This window comes from Hippea jasoniae (genome assembly GCF_000744435.1).
In the GTDB taxonomy this organism is placed as follows: domain Bacteria; phylum Campylobacterota_A; class Desulfurellia; order Desulfurellales; family Hippeaceae; genus Hippea; species Hippea jasoniae.
Genome location: NZ_JQLX01000014.1, coordinates 44,033 through 63,779, shown reverse-complemented (window position 1 = coordinate 63,779; position 19,747 = coordinate 44,033). Strand labels below are relative to the sequence as shown.

Below are 19,747 nucleotides of genomic sequence, written 5' to 3'. Positions count from 1 at the left end.
AAAAGAGTTCGAATGAATCTCTTATTTTTCTTGATATAAAATGATATTTAATTTATATTTATAAAAATGACGGTTGTGTCGGTGCCTAAGTTAAACAACCATAAAAACCATAGAAAGGAGATAGGCCAATGGAAACATTAACGATTTGTGTGCCGTTTTTTGCTCTACCGGGGCTTTCCAGCAATTGCGATTCTATTGTAGGCAATCAAAATCTGATCGTGAGGGACATTCTGGGTTTAAACCCCTTAAGAAAGGGTGAGTATGAAAATGGCCCATATCTTGAAGGCTTCAACGCTGATGGTAAATTAGACTATGTCTTCTACTTTGACGAGGTTGAAAAAATCCTTGAAAAAAAAGCATACGATGAAATAAACATCCTCTTTAGGGCAATCTACAAACCCTATCAAAAATCCACCCAGCATATAGTTATTGGATACTATTCAGTAAAAAATACTCAAGGGGTTGAAATAGCACCAGGTGTTTATGCAATACAGGGTAGGCAAGCTTATTTTGTTGATTACAACGATTCTTTGGATATAACAGATATAATTGTGGGGTATAATCTGCAGGATTCTATAATGAAAAGCAATTCTGCCAATCATCCAGAATACAAAGAATGGATCGAAAACTGGCTTAACCATATAAAATCGAAAGAAAACAAAATCGATGAATACATAGAAAGAAGCAAACTATTAAGAGAACTGAAAGCAACAGATAACTACAAAGATAAAATAAAAGAGTGTTTATAATGCTGTGGGAGGTAGGGTTAAATGGCAAAGGATATTGACAAAAAAAGGGTTATTGCAATCTGCGGATCAGGTGGCTGTGGCAAAACTACTCTATGCGAAGATATACTTTTTAGAACAAAAAAGATAACAAGAAAAGGCTCAACAGACAAAGGCAACACAACTATGGATTTTGACTCAGAGGAAATAGAACGCAAAATCTCTCTTCAGCTTGCAGTTGGCTACACAGATTATAAAAAACACAAAATCTTTATGATCGATACACCGGGGTATCACAACTTCATAGCCGATGCTTTATGTGGCATTAAGGCAGCAGATGGTGTTGTTATGCTAATCGATGCCAAGGATGGTCCTGATGCCCAGACTGAACGGTTAATGGATACAATAAAAAAGGAATCAAAACCGGCCATTATCTTCATAAACGGCATTGACAAAGAGGATATTCAATTTGACAAAACCCTAAACGCTATCAAAGAAACCGTTTCCCAAAAAAGCTTTTTGCTTCAACTGCCCATATTTGAAGGCAACAAAGCCAGGGGTTATATCGATATTTTAAACAAAGAGGCGTTTGATTTTGAGGGCAATAAAATCGATATCCCTGCTAATTTAGAGGATGAACTCGAAGGTAAATATATGGAGCTTGTTGAAGAAATATCAACACACGACGATGAGCTAATGGAGAAATATTTAGAGGGTGAGGAGTTAGATAAAGAAACAATCGTTAAAACACTAAAAACAGCCACAATTTCGGGTGAGTTTTACCCTGTGCTTTTAGGTTCAGCTTTGGCAGGATACGGTGTTGATCAGCTCTTAGATGAAATTATAAATATTTTGCCCGCACCGCAGGAGGTGTTTGATGAACCAGCTGCACTAACATTTAAAACTTACAACGACCCCCAGATGGGCAAAATCAGCCTTTTAAGGGTTTGCTCTGGCACAATCCAAGCCGACACAACATACTACAATACAACAAAGGATCAGGAGGAGCGTTTAGGTACAATAAACCTGATGCAGGGCAAAAGCTTTACAAAGATTGAGGAGGCAACAACCGGTGATATATTCGCCGTTGCTAAACTCAAGATAACACAGACAGGCGATACCATAGCCAATAAAGGCTCCGAAGTTAAATGCGAATTTATAGAGATGCCTCTTCCGTATATTTCAGCTGCGATCTATGGCTCAAGTAAGGGTGATGAGGAAAAAATCGGTGCAGCTATCAGCAAGATTATCGAATCAGATCCGAGTCTATCATTCACAAGAAATAATGAGACAGGTGAGTTTATCCTAACCGGTATGGGTAAACTACACCTTGAAACGGTTATATCAAGGCTTAAGAAAAAATACGGAGTTGAGGCTCAACTCAAAACACCAAAGGTTGCATACAAGGAAACAATCAAAGGCAAAACAACCTCTCACGGACGATACAAGAAACAGACCGGTGGACACGGACAGTTTGGAGACTGCACCATTGAGATTATGCCACTGCCCAGAGGCGGCGGGTTTGAATTTGAAGACTTGATTGTTGGCGGTGCCATTCCCAAACAGTTCATACCTTCAGTGGAAAAGGGTATAAAATCTGCAATGGAGCAGGGATATCTTGCAGGATATCCAATGATAGACATAAAGATAAAACTTATAGATGGAAAATATCACCCCGTTGATTCAAGTGATTTAGCCTTCCAGATGGCTGGATCCATAGCATTTAAAGAGGGTGTGGCAAAATGCAAGCCCGTTTTGCTTGAACCTATTGTAGAGATGGAGATATTTGTGCCAGATGAGGTGATGGGCGATGTTATAGGTGATATAAACTCCCGCAGAGGCAGGGTGCTTGGCATGGAGCCTTATGAGGGCAAAAAAGGTTATCAGCGAATAAGGGCTTTGGTGCCTGAGGCTGAGATACTGGAATATGCACCATCTCTAAGGTCTATTACAGGTGGTAGAGGCTTCTTTAAATATAAATTCTCAACCTACGAGGAGGTTCCACCTCAGATAGCAGAAAAAATCATAGAAGAAGCCAAGAAAGAAAAAGAAAATTAAAGGGGGGTTATCCCTCCTTTTTTTACAGTGTTATACCTGCCTGATCTAATTGGCTTGCGCTTAAATGGTAGCATTCATCCTGGATGGATTTATTATAGGCAATGGCAGCCGCTTGAGAGCATAAAAAATCTCTAAAATAACAGCCGCCTTTATTAACATTTTCAATTAGATGCAAAATTGTTTTATACCCCTCTTTTACATCAACGCCGCAGGCGCCCCACCCTTTTTTTAGTAGTTTTGTATTAATCACCCCGGGATGCAAACTGTTAACAATTACACCTTTATCCTTCAACATATCGTGAAGCTTAAATGAAAAGAGTATATTGCACAGCTTTGAAAGATAGTAAGCCTCATAACCTGTAGGAAAAACACCCTTTTTTAGCTTATCAAAATCAATGCTACTTGCATGCGCCATAGAGGCCACAATAATAATCTTTGAAGGTGCATTGTTAATAATGGTTTCAAGCAAGATATGCGTAATCAAAAAGTGTGAAAGATGGTTTACCTGATAGGTGTATTCAAAACCATCAACGGTTCTTTTAAATTCATTTACAAAAGTACCTGCGTTGTTTATTAAAATATTAACAGGCAAATCCTTTATTTTTAAAAAAGCCTCATAGGTTTCATTAAGTGAGGCAAAATCAGCAACAACGGGTATTATATCAATTGATGGATTGATGGTGCTTAAAATTTGACTGATGGAATAAAGCTTTTTAGAAGACCTGCCATGAATAATGAGATTATAACCCTTTTGAGCTAAAACCTTTGCCGTCTCAAAACCTATACCGTCTGTGGAGCCGGTTAGAAGTAGATACATAAAACAAAAAAGGGGCTTAAGCCCCTCTCATTTTAATATTGAGCCTTAACCTCAAGCACAGGTATATCGCTTAATCTCATAACTTTTTCTGTTACACTACCAAACATAAAACGTTCAAGACCGCTTTTGCCGTGTGCGCCCATAACAATAAGATCGATCTCGTTTTTCTTTGCAAACTCAACTATAGCAGCAGCTGCTTCTCCAACATCAATAACCATTTCACAATTGTTTATATTATAGCGATTCTTTAGATGCTCCATCTCCTTGGTTGCATCCTCTCTCAATCCCTTAATTACCTCCTCAGCCGGAAATGAGGGAATATAACTCACATAAGAATTGATGTCTGTTATACAGTGAAACATATAAATCTTTGCACCAAACCTCTCCCCAATCAGTTTGGCATATTTTAGTGCATATACAGAAGCCTCAGAAAAATCAACGGGGGCTAAGATCTTTTCAATCTTTACAGAATTCATAAAACCTCCTTACAAATACTCTTTTATGAGTATTTCGGCAATTTGGACAGCATTTAGAGCTGCCCCTTTTCTTAAGTTATCCGCCACAACCCATAAATTCAAACCGTTTTCAACCGACTCATCCCTTCTTATTCTACCGATAAAGGTTTCATCTTTGCCAGCCACATCTATAGGAGTAGGATACTCTAATTTTTCAGGATTATCAACAACTTTACACCCTGCAGCTTTAGACAAAAGCTCTCTAACTTCATCAATTTCAAACGGCTTTTGAGTTTCCACATTTACGCTTTCTGCATGTCCTCTAAAAACTGGAACCCTTACACATGTTGCTGTAACGGGTAGCTCTGGTTTATGGAAAATCTTGCGCGTTTCATTAATCATTTTCATCTCTTCTTTTGTATAACCATTATCAAAAAACACATCTATATGAGGCACACAGTTAAAGGCTATTTTTTTAGGAATCTTGACAGGTTTTACATCGTCGTATTTAAACTCAAACCACGCCTTTGTTTGTTCAACCAACTCCTCCATAGCCCTTCTGCCGGCACCGGATGTTGCCTGATATGTGCTCACAACAATCCTTTTAATACCATATTGATCAAGAATGGGTTTGAGTGCAACAACCATCTGAATTGTTGAGCAATTGGGATTTGCTATTATGCCACGATTTTTATAGAAGGCTATATCATCGGGATTTACCTCAGGCACAACAAGTGGCACATCCTTTTCCATTCTGAAATAACTGGTATTATCAACAACGATTGCGCCGCTTTCTGCTGCTATAGGGGCAAACTGTTTGCTTATGCTACCACCGGCTGAAAACAGGGCTATATCTATACCCTTAAAAGAATCTTTATCTAAAACCTCTACAGGAATCTCTTCTCCTTTAAACTTAACACTTTTACCAATAGAACGCTCAGAGGCAAGTGGCCTTAGAAGTTTTACAGGAAAACCCCTCTGCTCCAATGTTAATACCATCTCCTCTCCAACGGCACCCGTTGCACCAACAACAGCCACAGCATACTCTTTCATCTAACCTCAAGCCTCCTTAACCCTTTTATTAAAAATAGTCATGCTTTTACTTAAACCTTCGGTAATTATGCTTTTTATAGCTTCTGCTGCAACCTCACAGCTTTTTTGTAAAACATCAAGCAATTCGCCATTTAATTTGTTTAAAACATAATCTGCCGCATTTCCATATCTTCCAACACCTACTTTAACCCTGATAAAATCCCTGCTACCTAAAGCATCAATGATAGACTGCACTCCTTTGTGGCCACCACTTGAGGAATTTTTTTTTATCCTTACAACACCCAGATCCAAATCGATATCATCGTGTGCAACAATAAGATGAGAAAGCTCAAATTTATAAAAATTAAAAAAAGCAGCAACACTATTACCGCTTAAATTCATATAGGTTAGTGGTTTTAACACCTTCACTCTATCGCTATTCAAAAAAAACTCACCAACTAAAGCAGCAAATTTTCTGTTTAAATTAAACTCAAAATGAAAAATCCGGGCAAGATGATCACACACCATAAAACCTGCATTGTGAGGCGTGTGCTCATACTCCCTGCCCGGATTGCCAAGGCCTACAACAAGCCAATCCATCAGGATTCTTCTATTTCTTCCTCTTCTTCGCCTTCCTCTTTCGTCTCCTCTAAAGCCTTACCAAGTATTGCAACAAGTGTAAAGTTCTTTGAGGATTTAACTTTAACGCCTTCTGGCAACTTTAGATCAAAAACATGTACAACATCGCCTATCTGCATATCACTAACATCAATCTCTATCTCATTGGGTATTGCATCGGGCAGTGCCATTATTGTTACCTTTTTCCTTGGCTGATACAGATCGCCACCCATTTTCACGCCCTTTGCCTCACCAACAACCTTAACAGGCACATCAACTGTAACCATCCTGCCTTCGGTTAGCTTATAAAAATCTACATGTAAAACCTCTTCTTTGACAGGATGCCATTGCAGCTCTCTAACTATTACTGTATATGTTTCACCGTCAACCTTCAGTTCAAATCTATCATTTCTTTTGCTTTTCCTTATTGCAGCTAAAAACTCAGACCTGTTAACCTCTATGTGCTCATTCTCAAAATCAGCACCGTACAAAACAGCAGGAATCTTTCCTTCTCTTCTAATCCTTCTTGCATATCCTTTTCCGGTCTGCTGCCTTTTTGTAGCTGTAATAACCATCTTTTCACCACTCCTTGTTTTATTCAAAAATTGCGCTTAACGATTCTTTGTGAAAAACCCTTCTTATAGCCTCACCAATGATTTCTCCAACCGACAAAACCTTTATCTTATCGGTTGGAATTGGTTTAGAAAACGTAATGGTATTTGTCACGGCAAGCTCAATAATCGGGGAGTTATTGATCTTTTCTATAGCATTCCCACTCAAAACAGGATGACTGCAGCATGCATAAACACCTTTTGCTCCTTCTTTTGCCAGTGCCTTTGCCGCATTTGTCAAAGTGCCTGCCGTATCAACAATATCATCAACAATAACAGCCGTTTTATCCTTAACATCACCGATTATATGCATAATCTCGCTAACATTGGGTTTTGGTCTTCGTTTATCAATAATAGCTATTGTGCATCCAAGTTTTTTGGCATAATACCTTGCTCTTTCGACACCGCCGGCATCGGGTGAGACGATAACTAAATTTTCAGTGTCGATATTTTCCTTTATGTATTTTAACATAATAGGAGCTGCATATAGATGATCAACGGGAATATCAAAGAAACCCTGAATTTGACCGGCATGCAGATCCATAGACATAATCCTGTCAGCCCCGGCAACAGTAATTAAGTCGGCAAGTAGTTTTGCAGAAATGGGAACCCTCGGCAATACCTTTCTATCCTGCCTTGCATAGGCATAATAGGGAACAACAACAGTTATAGAGCTTGCCGATGAGCGTTTTAATGCATCGAGCGTAACAAGAAGCTCCATAATATTGTCGTTCACAGGCGAAGACAACGACTGAATCAAGAAGACATCAGCGCCTCTTACGCTTTCATCTATCTGGACATAGATTTCACCATCACTAAATCGGGAAATTTGAGCCTTTGCAAGCGAAACCCCCAAATAATCAGCTATTTCTTCGGCTAATGCTTTATTTGCCGTGCCACTTATAAGCTTTAAATGGGCCATTTTCCTCACGCCTTTTATTTAAAATTTAAATGGCTGGGGTGGCTGGATTCGAACCAGCGATCGAGGATCCAAAGTCCTCTGCCTTACCGCTTGGCTACACCCCAAAATAAAAACCGCAGGATAACCTGCGGTGATTGGTTACTGATTCTCCTCTTCGCTTTTGGCTGCTTTGGCTTTGTCATACTCCTTCAAAACAGCTTCCTCAAGTTTTCTTCTCATCTCGTTGTTTAAAGGATGTGCCACATCTTTAAAGCTGCCATCCTTCATTTTCCTTGATGGCATAGCCACAAACAAACCCTTCTGACCGCTGATGATCTTCAAATCCCTTACAACAAACTCGTTATCAAAGATGACAGTTGCAAAACCCTTCAACTTCTCATCACCCTCTATCGGGCTTACCCTTACCTCTGTAATCTCCATGCTACTCTTACCTCTCACTCCACGAAATTGAAAGTTTTAAAGTTTAAACCCATTCCACCAAATGTTTCTGCCAATCTTTCCTGCTGCACCTCCGAATTGATAATTGAAAATACTGCCGAACCACTACCAGAAACCAAACCATTACCCGCTAATTCAACCAATGTTTCCTTAATTGTTTTTAAAAGATCAAATTTTTCAAGCACAACAGCCTCTAAATCGTTGTAAAGACGGCTCTTTAAAAACTCAATGCTGCAGCCATCTTCAACCGTAGTTGCAATTTTATTGAAGCCTGTATGGTTTGTCAACCTCAAATTTTTGTAAACAAAAGCCGTTGAAATCGAGATATCTGGAACAACTAAAGCCACCTTAAAATCACCATAGTCGCAATTCAGTCTTTTTATCTTTTCCCCTCTGCCTGTGGCAATACAGCTACCATCTTCAATAAAGAAAGCCACATCACTACCCAGATTAGCACCGAGTTTGAACAACTCCTTTTTATTTAAAGGAAAACCAAACATCTCATTGAGGCTTTTAAGGGTATAAGCTGCATTGGAGCTTCCACCACCAAGCCCACCGCCAATTGGTATATGCTTTTCTATCTCTATTCTCACACCGCTTTTTATCCTGGTTGTTTCAAAAAAAAGCTCTGCAGCCCTGTATGCCAGATTTTTGGAATCATTCAATTCATCGATTGTCGTTTTTATATCGATGCCATATGAGGTTTTTTTTATCTCGATGACATCATGTAAATCGATTTTATGCATAAGCGTAAAAATCTCATGATAACCGTCATTCCTCTTACCCAGAACATAAAGCAGAGTATTTATCTTTGCGTATGATTTAACAATCAACGGTTAGCCACCTTCTTTGCTAATTTTTTAACCTCAAAGGCTACCTCGTTGGCATCAATCTTTACAAACTCCCTGTTTCTATAAACAATCTCTCCATCGATAATCACATCCCTGATGCTTCTTGAATTCATCGCATAGACAACAAACGAGTATGGATTATACATCGGCACAGCTTCAAAGCTATCCAGCGAAACTATCGCTATATCGGCCAATGCACCCTCAACCAACCGATCTCTTTCAAAAAGCGATTTTATTGCTATAGAAAAAGTGGTTTTTGCATTTAGCGATTTTTCATCGTATTTAACCTTTTGAACCAGCGAGGCAAAACGCATCTCCTCAACCATATCAAGGTTGTTGTTGCTTGCCTGCCCATCTGTTCCAAGATATACTTCTACTCCGCTTTTTAAAAAATCACACACAGGCGCAATACCGCTTGAGAGCTTAAAATTGCTCTGTGGCACATGGATAATCTTTGCTTTAGCTGCCTTTATTCTTTTAATCTCTTCTTTTGTTGTTTTTACGCTGTGAGCTAAAAATGTATTGGGCAAAAGCAACCCCACCTCCTCAAGCACATCAAGCGGCCTTTTTTTCTTTTCAGATAACACCTGCTGTATCTCTCCATCACTTTCGTTTAAATGAATGTGAATTATATCATCTTCATCGATCTCTAAAGCGATCTTTTTTAAACTTTCAAAAGAAAGCGTATAGGTGGAATGTGGAGCATAGGCTACTTTTATCAAACCCTCGTTTTTAAATTCCCTTTTTAGCGATTTTGTTTTTGCTATAGCCTCATCAGCATTTTTGCAACTGGGTGAAGGAAAATCTACAATACCTTCTGCAATAACACCCCTTATGCCAACCTCAAGTGCTGCTTTTGCAACCTCCTCTTCAAAAAAATACATATCAGAAAAACAACCGCTACCGCTTGCAATAAGCTCAAGCATAGAAAATTTAGAGCAGATATAAACCATCTCTTTATTGACAAATTCAGCCTCTGCAGGAAATATATGCTTTGTTAACCACTCAATAAGACTCAAATCATCAGCAAGCCCCCTGAATAAACTCATTGCAAGATGAGTATGGGCGTTGCAAAATGTGGGCATAACAAGGCAGTTGTTTGCATCTATAACCTCATCAAAATCACCCTCAATCGATTTATCGATTCTTGCAATTCTGTTTTTTTCGACAACGATATCGTAAATCCCATCCTTTTTGCCACCTATCAGATAACCATTCTTTATAAGCAAACTCATATAGCCTCCACAAAACAGTCAATCAGTCTGCTCAACCTTAAACTTGCCGAAGATGCTGCCTTAATCACCTCATCAAGCGGTGCTTTTTCCATGCAATCGGGTCTGTTTTCATTTGTGATGATGCTAACAGCCACAACATTGCATCCTGCATGGTTTAGAGCTATAACCTCTGGCACAGTCGACATACCAACGGCATCTGCACCAATCATCCTCAACATCCTTGTTTCTGCCGGTGTTTCCATTGAAGGACCGCTTACTGTAACATAAACCCCCTCTTTAAGTTCTATTTTGTTCTTTAAAGCACATTTCTTTATAATTTCAATATGCTTTTTGCTGTAAGGCTCACTCATATCGGGAAAACGCTCACCCAACTCTTCTAAATTTCTACCCCGCAGAGGATTTATACCCATAAAATTGATATGATCAACAACAACCATCAAATCACCCTTTTTAAAGAGCGGGTTTAGGCCACCTGCAGCGTTTGTCAAAAAAAATAGATCAGCTCCTGCAAGTTTTAGGGCTCTAACCAAAAACACAACCTCATCCATCGAATAACCCTCATAGTAGTGAAACCTGCCATTGGCAACACAAACCGTTTTATTGCCCTTTTTAAAAATCTGCAAAAAACCTTTATGGGATTTAACGGTTGGCGTTGGCAGAAAGGGGATATCAGCATAATTGATCTTAGCAACTTCTTCTGCTTCCAAAGAAAGCTCAACGCCTGTACCACCAACAACAACAATATCAATTATACCAGCTTTTTCCTTTATAAAATCAGCCGCTTTTTTTAATTTATCAAACATAGCCACCCCCTTTTTGAAAAGTATAGCAACGGGGAAGATTTCTATCAACAAAAAGCCTTTATTTGAACTATCCAATTTCGTATAATGCAGCTATGTTGAAAGTCAATGCAGCAGTCAAAAAGCTCAAACAGCTTCTTAAAGACAGATGTCTGACTGATAAATTAAGCCTTGTTCAATACGGCTATGATGCCACACAAAATATCTACCTGCCCGATGTTGTTGCTTTGCCAGAGGATAGCGGGGAGGTTTCTCAAATAATGAAAATAGCCTCAAAATACAAAATCCCTGTGGTTGCAAGGGGGTGGGGCAGCGGATTTACCGGTGGAGCTTTGAATGTCAAAGGTGGTATATGCCTGTCGCTTGAAAAAATGGATAGAATAATAGAGTTTGACAAAGATAATATGATGATCTGGGTGGAGGCTGGCATTGTAAACTACGACCTTCAGGAATATTTAAAGCCTTATGGCCTTTTTTTTCCGCCTGACCCTTCAAGCTGGAAGTTTTCTACAATCGGTGGCAATATTGCAGAAAATGCAGGTGGTCCAAGAGCTGTAAAATACGGCACAACAAAGGATTGGGTCAAAGGCCTTGAGATAGTTCTCTATGATGGCAGCATTATAAAAACCGGCTCAAAAAACATCAAAGATGTGGCTGGATACGATTTAACCTCTTTGATTGTTGGGAGTGAAGGCACACTGGCTATAATCACAAAAGCCCTCCTTAAACTATTTCCCATACCACCGGCAAAAAAGACCATGCAACTGATCTTTGATAAAATGAAAGAGGCAGCAGCCATGGTTAATAAAATCCTGCTTGAGGGGGTTCTACCTACATCGATTGAGTTTGTTGATAGATTCGCCATAGAAACAGTCAGGGACGCAACAGGCGTTAACCTACCCGATGCCGATGCAATATTAATCTTAGAGGTTGATGGAACAGAGGCTGAGGTGGAGTTTGCCACAAAATCAATAGAAACACTATCAAAAAAAAACTCAAGCGTAATAGGATTTAAGATTGCACAAAACCCTAAAGAGGAAGAGGAGATCTGGTTTGCAAGAAGAACAATCTCACCCACGCTTAAACGAATCGCAGATGGAAAGCTCAATGAAGATATTGTTGTTCCTGTAGCTTATCTTGCAGATATGATCGAAATTCTACAGCAGATATCAAAAAAATATGCTTTACCTATAATAAACTTTGGTCATGCAGGGGATGGTAATATCCATGTGAACATTATGTATCACAAAGACAGCAAAGATGAGACAAAAAGAGCTTTTAAGGCGATGGATGAGGTGTTTAAAGAAACATTAAGGTTGGGTGGTTCTATAACAGGTGAGCATGGTGTTGGCATAACAAAAGCCAACTACATTGAGGCTCAACTTGGCAAAACCCAGCTTGAACTGCTTAGAAAAATAAAACAGGCCTTTGACCCACTAAACATAATAAATCCGGGCAAAATGGGGCTTTAGATGGATAAAAGATTAAAGGAAACCTGGGAATCCTGCGTCAAATGCGGCATATGCAGAAGCGTCTGTCCCGTATTCAAAGAAGAGAAAAATGAAGCCTATGTAGCCAGAGGCCATATCACGCTTCTCAGCGAGCTTGTCAAAGGCAATATAGACTTTAAAGAAGAAACGGCAAAGGATTATCTGTATAAATGTCTGCTGTGCACAACCTGTGTAGAGGCATGCCCCAATAACTCTCAAACAGACCTGATTGTGGAAATAGCCCGTCATGAGGTTATAAAAAAACATGGACTTGCAACATACAAAAAAATCATGGCAAAGGTGCTAAAAAGCAGAACATTGATGGATTTTACCTTTAAAAGCGCAAACTTCTTTTCAGGCGTTGTATTTTCAAAAACACAACTACCGAGGGAATCACTTGTATCTCGTTTTAACACAAAACCTCTACCAAAAGGTAAAACCCTGCCTCATCTGTCCAAAAAAACATTTTTAGAAAAATATGCAACAAATAAAAAGAAAGCTTCTGTGGCAGTTTTTCCCGGTTGTTTAATAAACTATACCTACACAGAGATAGGCGATGCGTTTATAAGGATTTTAAATCGATTAAACATCGGCTACCTTGTTGACCCAAAACAACTCTGCTGCGGCGCACCTGTTTATTTTTCAGGCAATTTTAAAGATGCTGCATATCTTGCCAGAGCAAACATAAAACGATTCGAAGAATTGGATGTGGATTTTATTATTGTGCTTGAGCCCACCTGTGCAAGCACCATCAAACACGATTACGAAAAGCTTTTTATCTACTTAAAAGAAAGCAAATGGGAAGAGCGAGCAAAAAATATATCAAAAAAAATCATAGACCCTGTAAAGTTTCTATACGATCATACAGATCTTTTGAAAAAAATGGGCAGGTTAAATATAAAAACCACCTACCACGACCCATGCCATTTAAAAAGAACACAGAAAATCAAAGATGAACCAAGGGCTTTCTTAAAACAATCAACACTATTTAAGGAGATGAAAGAAGCCGATAGGTGTTGCGGAAACGGTGGCACATTCAGCATAGACTACCCCGACACATCGTTTAAAATTGCAACACGAAAACTCAACAACATTTTAAATTCAAACGCCGATCATCTAATAACAGGCTGCAGCGCCTGTATTATGCAGTTATCGGATATGCTAAAGCGCAACGGACATGAAAATATAAGGGTTTTGCATACAGTTGAGATAATCGATATGGCAATGGAGGCTAATTATGTCAAAAAAGGTTAAAAAGGCTGTTCTACCTGTGGCCGGTTTTGGCACAAGATTTTTACCTGCTACAAAGTCATCCTCAAAAGAGATGCTACCACTTGTTGATAAACCATTAATTCACTATGCCGTTGAGGATGCTATTGAAGCAGGGGTGGAGCAGATAATATTCGTAACAGGTAGGGGAAAAAGGGCGATTGAGGATTATTTCGACATATCATTTGAGCTTGAGTATCATCTGAAATATCAGGGAAAAGAAGATCTCATTGAAGAATTGAGAAAAATCAGTGATATGGCTGATTTTGTATACATAAGACAGAAAGAACCCAAAGGTCTTGGCCATGCCGTATTGAGGGCTAAGGATGTTGTGGGTGATGAACCGTTTGCCGTTATCTTAGCTGATGATGTTATAGAAGCTCAAAAAAGCGGCACAGCTCAGCTTGTTGAGGTATATAATAGATATCACTGCAGCGTAATAGGTCTTGAGGTTGTAAAACCCGAAGATGTTTCAAACTACGGCATTGTTGCAGGAAAAGAGGTGGAAAAAAACCTATTCAGGCTTGAGACATTCGTTGAAAAACCAAAAAAAGAGGAAGCACCAGGCAACACAGCAATAATTGGAAGATATATTTTTACACCAGCTATATTCGATGAGCTACAAAAAACAGCTGTGGGTAGAGGAGGAGAGATTCAGCTGACAGATGCAATAGCTTCTCTATCCAAAAAAGAGGTTATATACGGCAAAGTACTGGAGGGAAATAGGTTTGACTGCGGAAGCAAAATGGGGTTTTTAAAAGCGACAGTGGAGTTTGCATTAAAAGATAAACAGATAAACGGAGAATTTAAGAATTACCTGCATGAGGTGATAGGATGTTAGATTTAGCAATATTGAGAAAGAATCCTGAAATCTTAAAAGAAAACCTGCAAAAACGTTTCTCCGACATAGATGTGGATGGCTTGATTGAGCTTGACAAAAAAGTTAGAGCAAAAAAGGCTCAGTTGGATGAAGCATTAGCAAAAAGAAACAGTATCTCCAAAGAGATAGGAAGAAAAAAGGCAAAAGGCGAAAATGTTGAAGAACTCTTAAAAGAAAGCAAAACCGTTTTAGATGAAATAGAAATTCTGCAGAAGGATTACAAAAATCTAAAAGATCAATTTATGAAGAGATGGCTACTTGTGCCCAATCTACTTGATGATGATGTTCCAGTGGGTAAGGATGAATCGTTTAATATAGAAATCAGAAGGGTTGGAGATATACCACAGTTTGATTTTAAGCCAAAAGAGCATTATGAACTTGCAGCTGAGCTTGATATATTGGATTTTGAGCGGGCTGCCAAATTATCCGGTTCAAGATTTGTGGTCTACAAAGGTGACGGAGCAAAGCTTGAAAGAGCACTGATAAACTTTATGCTTGATTTGCACACACAAAAACACGGTTACAAAGAAATCATACCGCCATATATAGTAAACTACGAGGTTATGGAGGGCACAGGTCAATTTCCCAAATTCATAGAAGAGACATACGAAACCGACGGTCAATACCTGATACCTACTGCTGAGGTGCCACTTGTAAACCTCCACAGGGAAGAAAAACTCAAAGAGGAAGAGTTGCCGATTAAATATGTTGCCTACACCGCCTGTTTTAGAAAAGAGGCCGGTAGCTACGGCAAGGATGTAAAGGGTATAATAAGGCAGCATCAATTCAACAAAGTTGAGCTTGTACAGTTTACAGCACCGCAGAAATCAGCAGAGGCGCTTGAGGAGTTAACATCGCATGCAGAGGAGGTTTTGAAACTTTTAGGTCTGCCATACAGGGTTGTTGTTCTATCAAGCGGCGATATTGGATTTTCGGCTGCCAAAACATACGATATAGAGGTGTGGCTGCCAGGACAGGGACGCTACAGAGAGATTTCATCATGCTCCAATACAAGGGATTTTCAGGCAAGAAGAGCCAACATCAAAGTTAAAGGCAAAAACAAAAAAACATTTCTTCCGCATACATTGAACGGATCAGGTGTAGCTGTTGGTAGATGCCTTGTGGCAATTTTAGAAAATTATCAGCAGAAGGATGGCTCGATAAAAATACCCGAGGCTTTAATTCCGTATTTTGGCAAAGACAGGATCGGTTAATGGGTTTTGTTGAGGATGTAAGGTTTCTTGATTTCAATGCCCGATGTGTGTTTTTCAATAGATACGGAGGTGTAAGCAGCCCACCATTTGATGAGTTGAATTTTAGCTTTAGCGTGGGCGATAGCCCTACAAACATCAATGAGAACTTAAAAATCGTCTCAAAAACGATAAACGCCGATGTTATAGCCACAGTCAACCAGGTCCATTCATCAAAAATTGTTGAATATCCTGCCTGTGAGGATGCAGACGGCATATACACCTTCAAAACTGGCGTGTTTCTTGCAATAAAGTTTGCAGACTGTCTGCCCATAGCCTTACTTGATAAAAAAACCGGTATGATTATGGCAATCCATGCAGGCTGGAGGGGTAGTTTTCTAAAGATTGCTGAAAAAGCTATCGACATCTTTATAAGCTACGGTTCAAATCCTAAGGATATATTGGTTTCCATCGGTCCGCATATCTGTCATAACTGCTACGAGGTCAAAGAGGATGTTGCGGCAAAATTCAAAGGCTATATCATAAAGCAGGATTCAAAACTATATTTAAACCTGTCAAGTGTAAACATAGATCAATTCATAAAAAAGGGTTTGAAGAAAGAAAATATCAGGGATTTATCTATATGCACTTTTGAAAATAAAGCCTTCTTTTCATATAGAAGAGACAAAATCTGTGGCAGGCATATCGGCGGAATAATAAAAATAACATCCTGATAATATTCATTAAAAAGTTTGACAAATATAAATTAAGTGTTAGCATATGTTTAGTTAATTATTTTGGGGAGGTGAGGTATGAGTTCAACTGCTCTCATTTTAATTGGCCTTGCCGTATATATCATAGCGTATTTTGGATACGGCAAGTATCTTCAAAAATCGGTTGTGGGAAAATCTGAAAGAGATGTTCCTGCAAAAAGGCTTTACGATGGCACCGACTTTGTTCCTGCCAACAAGTATGTTTTATTTGGTCATCACTTTGCATCCATTGCAGGCGCAGCACCGATTGTAGGACCTGTTATAGCACTTGCCTGGGGATGGCTACCCGCTATTTTATGGATTTGGTTTGGCAATGTACTTATTGGTGCTGTTCATGATTATTTATCATTGATGAGTTCAGTTAGATACGACGGACACTCGGTTCAATGGGTTGCAGGCAAGGTCATTAAAAAAAGGACTTCCTACATTTTCGCCTGGTTTATCTTTTTTGTATTGATTCTGGTCGTTGCGGCATTTGGAGCTGTATTGGGTATGATTTTTGTCAAACAACCGGCTGTACCAACAGCATATATTTTGCAAGTAATCTTTGCTATAATCTTAGGGTATGTTATGTACAAACTCAAGGCTCCATTTTCAATTTCTACGCTTCTGGCTATTGCTCTGCTTGCTGTATCAATCTATCTGGCAGTAAAATTCCCGACACACGCTGCATATAAAATCTGGATGGTTGTATTTTTCTTCTATATCATCATAGCAGCTGCACTACCTGTTAACATTCTACTTCAACCCAGGGATTACATGAACGCATGGCTGCTTGTTGCAGGTTTACTCATTGGTGGTATAGCGGTTGTTTTTGCATTTAAACCCATGGCAATACCTGCAACAACAATGTTTTCACCGCCAATTATAGGAGGCAAAGCATCACCGTTCTGGCCTACAATCCCATTAATTATTGCATGCGGTTCTTTGAGCGGCTTCCATGCCCTTGTTGCAAGCGGTACAAGCTCAAAACAGCTTTCAGAGGAAGTAGAGGGATTGTTCATAGGTTATGGTGGCATGCTTACAGAGGGGTTTTTATCCACATTAGTTGTTCTTTCAATAGGTATCGCAGGTGCAGGCATACTACACAGCGGTCAGGCAAATTTCCTTACAGATCCTCAGGCATTTGGAAATAACTATCTTCATATTATGAAATCCTCTGGCGGTCCTGTAGGTGTTTTTGCCAAATCTTATGCAACAGTAGTTTATGGAGTGCTTGGTATTCCCAAAGTATTTATGATAATACTTGCGGCCATGTGGGTTGCATCGTTTGCCATGACAACACTGGATACAACAAACAGGCTTGCACGTTACACATTTACTGAAATACTCGAACCCATTAAAGATTCAGCAAGAGGCGTCTATGATTTCTTCACAAACAAATGGGTAGCATCCATCATTCCTGCTGCCATTGGAATAGCCCTTGCCTGGAGTGGCGAATGGAAAATTATATGGCCAGCATTTGGTGCTGCAAACCAGATGCTTGCATCTATTGCTTTATTTACCGTTAGTGCCTGGGTTATGAGAGTACAGAAAAAACCATCGTGGTCAATTTTAAGTGTTGCCATCTTCTTATGGATTACAGTTACATCAGCAATGATATGGTATTTAATAACAATCGTTCCATCCTCAATTGCCAAAAACCCGATCCAGGGATATATACTTGCTGCAATTATGGTTATAATGTTGATTCTAAACTTCATCTTAATGTTTGATTTCTTAAAACCCGACAAAAACATAGGTGCTGAAGCAAAAGAAAATGCTTAAAGGATTTTTAAACAATCTTAAATACTTCTGGGAGGGTTTTAAGGATCAATCAACTTCTGCTTTAGAGATGGAACTCTCTGAGCTTGAGAACACCTTTGGGCTTGTGGTGTTTGGCTCATTAATGGGCTTGCCATCCCCACCAACATTTGTGGGGATGGCCCTTTTGCCTTACTTGGAATACGAAATCAAACTCATGATAATAAAATCAGAAGACTTAGATGACAAATTAGCAACATTCTTCGATTTAAGTGATATATGAAAAGAATTATATTTTTTTTAGGCAAAGGCGGGGTTGGTAAAACCACATCTTCAGCAGCCTTATCATACGCCCTTTCTGACAAAGATCACACTGTTTATTGGATGTCAATAGACCCAGCGCATAACATATCGGATATTACAAAAACACCCCTTAAAACAAAAACGAATATTTACAAAAATTTGTTCGCAGAAGAGATAGATATAGATAAATACCTGAAGAAATTCCTCCACCAGACAACGCAGAGAATGAAGGAAACTTATAAATACTTACAAATCATCAATCTTGAACATATGTTTGACATACTCAAGCACTCTCCAGGCATGGAAGAGTACGCTACCATGTACGCATTAAAGGATAAAATTGAAGAAAATAGCGATTTTGAATATATAGTGGTTGATACACCACCCACAGGCTTGATGCTAAAGATTTTTACCCTGCCCTTTTCATCTAAAATGTGGATAGAAAAATTGATCAAATGGCGTAAAATGATAATCTCAAAAAGAGCTGCCATTGCCAATATTAAACCCGATGCTATAGATAAAGACCTTGCCATTGCCGAAGAAGACGACAAAGTGTTAAAAGAGCTGGGGTTTCAGAAAGAATATGTTGATTTTTTGATTAACATCCTACTGGATAGAGAGCAAACAAGAATAGCAATAGTATTAAACGAAGATAAAATGTCTTTAAATGAAAGTAAGCTAATTGTAGAGGGTTTAGAACAACTAAGCATAAAATACGACTTTATCATCTTAAACAAAGAGGGCTTGATGGGAAAAAATGATGAAATAAAAACAGCATTTAAAGATAAACCCATATTATCCGTTCCATTTATAAGAGATGCAACAAATATAGAAAGCCTGATAAAAATAGGAGAGAGGTTTTTAAACCTTGTCATTTAAATATATTTTTATTCTGATAATAATAAGCTTTATCATAAGTGTAGTGTATCTGTTTGGCTATAGAAAAAATGTTAAACTCATGAAAGAGATAGCACAGGCTTTAGAAAAATCACTCAAACCAAAAGATCAATTATATACATACCTGGGTGGTGTTTTAGGTTTTTCTGCAGACTATAAAGTGGAAGGTTTTAAAAAAATAACGGCAAACTTGCGTCTGATTCCCCGACAGAGTGCACTTTATCTACCGTTTATGTTTTTAACAAGCGGAAAAGATTCACTTCAAATTCTTTTCTGGCTGAATAAACCTGCAAAAGAAGAATTCCACATTATAAAGAAATCCCCGCTTAACCTGCACAAACCAAAAATTTTTAACAGGGATAAGCTAAAGAAAGAAACGATAAAATTCAATAATAATGAATTTGAGATCCTCTATGAAAATGAACCGTATAATAAAAAACTCATGAAATTTATAGAATCAATAGATCTTGAATATTTTAACCACCTGGCAATAACAACAGAAAATAACATTGTTTATGTAAATCTAATCTCTTACGGATTTGATAATAAAAAATTAGAAAAGCTTGTTACAACTTTTAAGGAGTTATCCTTAAAGCTTTTCACCTAATTAATAATATTTGAACTAATTAAAGGGAATTCT

The 19,747-nt window shown here is 38.7% G+C and carries 21 protein-coding genes and 1 tRNA gene; 11 read left to right on the top strand and 11 right to left on the bottom strand.

Translation table 11 applies throughout. The features are described from left to right. The first annotated feature begins 128 nt into the window (after positions 1–128). Together EK17_RS06390 and fusA are read left to right on the top strand one after the other, a co-directional pair. Positions 129–749 carry a hypothetical protein gene (locus EK17_RS06390; protein WP_035588797.1) on the top strand — a complete coding sequence of 207 codons (621 nt, stop codon included), beginning with the start codon at positions 129–131 and terminating at the stop codon, positions 747–749. Between the two features lie 21 nt (positions 750–770). Then, positions 771–2,783 (top strand): elongation factor G, encoded by a 2,013-nt coding sequence (gene fusA, locus EK17_RS06385; RefSeq protein WP_035588795.1) that lies wholly within the window; start codon positions 771–773, stop codon positions 2,781–2,783. 22 nt (positions 2,784–2,805) lie between these two features. Here the strand turns inward: fusA and EK17_RS06380 are convergent, their stop codons facing one another. From EK17_RS06380 to EK17_RS06330, 11 genes are all read right to left on the bottom strand, one after another. Next, the gene (locus tag EK17_RS06380) at positions 2,806–3,600 is read right to left on the bottom strand and encodes an SDR family NAD(P)-dependent oxidoreductase (RefSeq protein ID WP_035588791.1); all 795 of its coding nucleotides are present in this window, start codon (positions 3,598–3,600) and stop codon (positions 2,806–2,808) included. 32 nt (positions 3,601–3,632) lie between these two features. Next, a complete protein-coding gene (locus EK17_RS06375; RefSeq protein WP_035588790.1) occupies positions 3,633–4,076 on the bottom strand; it encodes a universal stress protein in 444 nt (147 codons plus the stop codon). A gap of 9 nt (positions 4,077–4,085) precedes the next feature. Continuing rightward, a complete protein-coding gene (locus EK17_RS06370) occupies positions 4,086–5,108 on the bottom strand; it encodes an aspartate-semialdehyde dehydrogenase (RefSeq protein ID WP_035588788.1) in 1,023 nt (340 codons plus the stop codon). 6 nt (positions 5,109–5,114) lie between these two features. After that, positions 5,115–5,687, bottom strand: coding sequence for an aminoacyl-tRNA hydrolase (pth, locus tag EK17_RS06365; RefSeq protein WP_035588786.1), 573 nt, complete (start codon positions 5,685–5,687; stop codon positions 5,115–5,117). Next, the gene (locus EK17_RS06360) at positions 5,687–6,280 is read right to left on the bottom strand and encodes a 50S ribosomal protein L25/general stress protein Ctc (RefSeq protein ID WP_035589052.1); all 594 of its coding nucleotides are present in this window, start codon (positions 6,278–6,280) and stop codon (positions 5,687–5,689) included. Before EK17_RS06360 ends, pth begins: the two co-directional genes overlap by 1 nt. A 19-nt stretch (positions 6,281–6,299) precedes the next feature. Further along, a complete protein-coding gene (locus EK17_RS06355; RefSeq protein ID WP_035588783.1) occupies positions 6,300–7,238 on the bottom strand; it encodes a ribose-phosphate diphosphokinase in 939 nt (312 codons plus the stop codon). 30 nt (positions 7,239–7,268) lie between these two features. Beyond that, positions 7,269–7,342, bottom strand: a tRNA-Gln gene (locus EK17_RS06350). 34 nt (positions 7,343–7,376) lie between these two features. After that, positions 7,377–7,658, bottom strand: a complete 282-nt coding sequence (gene spoVG, locus EK17_RS06345) for a septation regulator SpoVG (RefSeq protein ID WP_035588780.1) — start codon at positions 7,656–7,658, stop codon at positions 7,377–7,379. Between the two features lie 14 nt (positions 7,659–7,672). Next, positions 7,673–8,509: a 4-(cytidine 5'-diphospho)-2-C-methyl-D-erythritol kinase gene (ispE, locus tag EK17_RS06340; protein ID WP_051904481.1), complete on the bottom strand. Its 837-nt coding sequence runs from the start codon at positions 8,507–8,509 to the stop codon at positions 7,673–7,675. Then, positions 8,506–9,762 carry an amidohydrolase gene (locus EK17_RS06335; RefSeq protein WP_035588778.1) on the bottom strand — a complete coding sequence of 419 codons (1,257 nt, stop codon included), beginning with the start codon at positions 9,760–9,762 and terminating at the stop codon, positions 8,506–8,508. The genes ispE and EK17_RS06335 overlap by 4 nt, the downstream gene beginning before the upstream one ends. After that, a complete protein-coding gene (locus tag EK17_RS06330) occupies positions 9,759–10,565 on the bottom strand; it encodes a purine-nucleoside phosphorylase (protein WP_035588776.1) in 807 nt (268 codons plus the stop codon). Before EK17_RS06330 ends, EK17_RS06335 begins: the two co-directional genes overlap by 4 nt. Positions 10,566–10,657: 92 nt before the next feature. On the opposite strand from EK17_RS06330, the gene EK17_RS06325 reads away from it, so the two are divergent. The 9 genes from EK17_RS06325 (at position 10,658) to EK17_RS06285 (ending at position 19,714) form a co-directional block, all read left to right on the top strand. After that, on the top strand, positions 10,658–12,034 hold the full coding sequence (locus EK17_RS06325; protein WP_035588774.1) for an FAD-binding oxidoreductase: 1,377 nt from the start codon (positions 10,658–10,660) through the stop codon (positions 12,032–12,034). Next, positions 12,035–13,306: a (Fe-S)-binding protein gene (locus tag EK17_RS06320; protein WP_035588770.1), complete on the top strand. Its 1,272-nt coding sequence runs from the start codon at positions 12,035–12,037 to the stop codon at positions 13,304–13,306. Then, positions 13,290–14,162 carry a UTP--glucose-1-phosphate uridylyltransferase GalU gene (gene galU / locus EK17_RS06315; RefSeq protein ID WP_035588768.1) on the top strand — a complete coding sequence of 291 codons (873 nt, stop codon included), beginning with the start codon at positions 13,290–13,292 and terminating at the stop codon, positions 14,160–14,162. The genes EK17_RS06320 and galU overlap by 17 nt, the downstream gene beginning before the upstream one ends. Then, on the top strand, positions 14,156–15,415 hold the full coding sequence (gene serS, locus EK17_RS06310) for a serine--tRNA ligase (RefSeq protein ID WP_035588766.1): 1,260 nt from the start codon (positions 14,156–14,158) through the stop codon (positions 15,413–15,415). Before galU ends, serS begins: the two co-directional genes overlap by 7 nt. Next, positions 15,415–16,125, top strand: a complete 711-nt coding sequence (gene pgeF / locus EK17_RS09075) for a peptidoglycan editing factor PgeF (protein WP_051904480.1) — start codon at positions 15,415–15,417, stop codon at positions 16,123–16,125. The genes serS and pgeF overlap by 1 nt, the downstream gene beginning before the upstream one ends. A 78-nt stretch (positions 16,126–16,203) precedes the next feature. Next, on the top strand, positions 16,204–17,931 hold the full coding sequence (locus EK17_RS06300) for a carbon starvation CstA family protein (protein ID WP_035588763.1): 1,728 nt from the start codon (positions 16,204–16,206) through the stop codon (positions 17,929–17,931). Then, positions 17,924–18,190 carry a hypothetical protein gene (locus EK17_RS06295; protein WP_035588761.1) on the top strand — a complete coding sequence of 89 codons (267 nt, stop codon included), beginning with the start codon at positions 17,924–17,926 and terminating at the stop codon, positions 18,188–18,190. Before EK17_RS06300 ends, EK17_RS06295 begins: the two co-directional genes overlap by 8 nt. After that, a complete protein-coding gene (locus EK17_RS06290) occupies positions 18,187–19,089 on the top strand; it encodes an ArsA family ATPase (protein WP_051904479.1) in 903 nt (300 codons plus the stop codon). Before EK17_RS06295 ends, EK17_RS06290 begins: the two co-directional genes overlap by 4 nt. Then, the gene (locus tag EK17_RS06285; protein WP_035588758.1) at positions 19,079–19,714 is read left to right on the top strand and encodes a hypothetical protein; all 636 of its coding nucleotides are present in this window, start codon (positions 19,079–19,081) and stop codon (positions 19,712–19,714) included. Before EK17_RS06290 ends, EK17_RS06285 begins: the two co-directional genes overlap by 11 nt. The last annotated feature ends 33 nt before the right edge of the window (positions 19,715–19,747 follow it).

Coding starts and splice junctions, on each gene's coding strand:
- pth (WP_035588786.1), bottom strand. CDS start 5,687: ATGGATTGGCTTGTTGTAGGCCTTGGCAATCCGGGCAGGGAGTATGAG.
- spoVG (WP_035588780.1), bottom strand. CDS start 7,658: ATGGAGATTACAGAGGTAAGGGTAAGCCCGATAGAGGGTGATGAGAAG.
- EK17_RS06330 (WP_035588776.1), bottom strand. CDS start 10,565: ATGTTTGATAAATTAAAAAAAGCGGCTGATTTTATAAAGGAAAAAGCT.
- EK17_RS06335 (WP_035588778.1), bottom strand. CDS start 9,762: ATGAGTTTGCTTATAAAGAATGGTTATCTGATAGGTGGCAAAAAGGAT.
- galU (WP_035588768.1), top strand. CDS start 13,290: ATGTCAAAAAAGGTTAAAAAGGCTGTTCTACCTGTGGCCGGTTTTGGC.
- EK17_RS06320 (WP_035588770.1), top strand. CDS start 12,035: ATGGATAAAAGATTAAAGGAAACCTGGGAATCCTGCGTCAAATGCGGC.
- EK17_RS06380 (WP_035588791.1), bottom strand. CDS start 3,600: ATGTATCTACTTCTAACCGGCTCCACAGACGGTATAGGTTTTGAGACG.
- EK17_RS06295 (WP_035588761.1), top strand. CDS start 17,924: ATGCTTAAAGGATTTTTAAACAATCTTAAATACTTCTGGGAGGGTTTT.
- EK17_RS06300 (WP_035588763.1), top strand. CDS start 16,204: ATGAGTTCAACTGCTCTCATTTTAATTGGCCTTGCCGTATATATCATA.
- EK17_RS06325 (WP_035588774.1), top strand. CDS start 10,658: ATGTTGAAAGTCAATGCAGCAGTCAAAAAGCTCAAACAGCTTCTTAAA.
- serS (WP_035588766.1), top strand. CDS start 14,156: ATGTTAGATTTAGCAATATTGAGAAAGAATCCTGAAATCTTAAAAGAA.
- pgeF (WP_051904480.1), top strand. CDS start 15,415: ATGGGTTTTGTTGAGGATGTAAGGTTTCTTGATTTCAATGCCCGATGT.
- EK17_RS06290 (WP_051904479.1), top strand. CDS start 18,187: ATGAAAAGAATTATATTTTTTTTAGGCAAAGGCGGGGTTGGTAAAACC.
- EK17_RS06370 (WP_035588788.1), bottom strand. CDS start 5,108: ATGAAAGAGTATGCTGTGGCTGTTGTTGGTGCAACGGGTGCCGTTGGA.
- EK17_RS06390 (WP_035588797.1), top strand. CDS start 129: ATGGAAACATTAACGATTTGTGTGCCGTTTTTTGCTCTACCGGGGCTT.
- fusA (WP_035588795.1), top strand. CDS start 771: ATGGCAAAGGATATTGACAAAAAAAGGGTTATTGCAATCTGCGGATCA.
- EK17_RS06360 (WP_035589052.1), bottom strand. CDS start 6,280: ATGGTTATTACAGCTACAAAAAGGCAGCAGACCGGAAAAGGATATGCA.
- EK17_RS06375 (WP_035588790.1), bottom strand. CDS start 4,076: ATGAATTCTGTAAAGATTGAAAAGATCTTAGCCCCCGTTGATTTTTCT.
- EK17_RS06355 (WP_035588783.1), bottom strand. CDS start 7,238: ATGGCCCATTTAAAGCTTATAAGTGGCACGGCAAATAAAGCATTAGCC.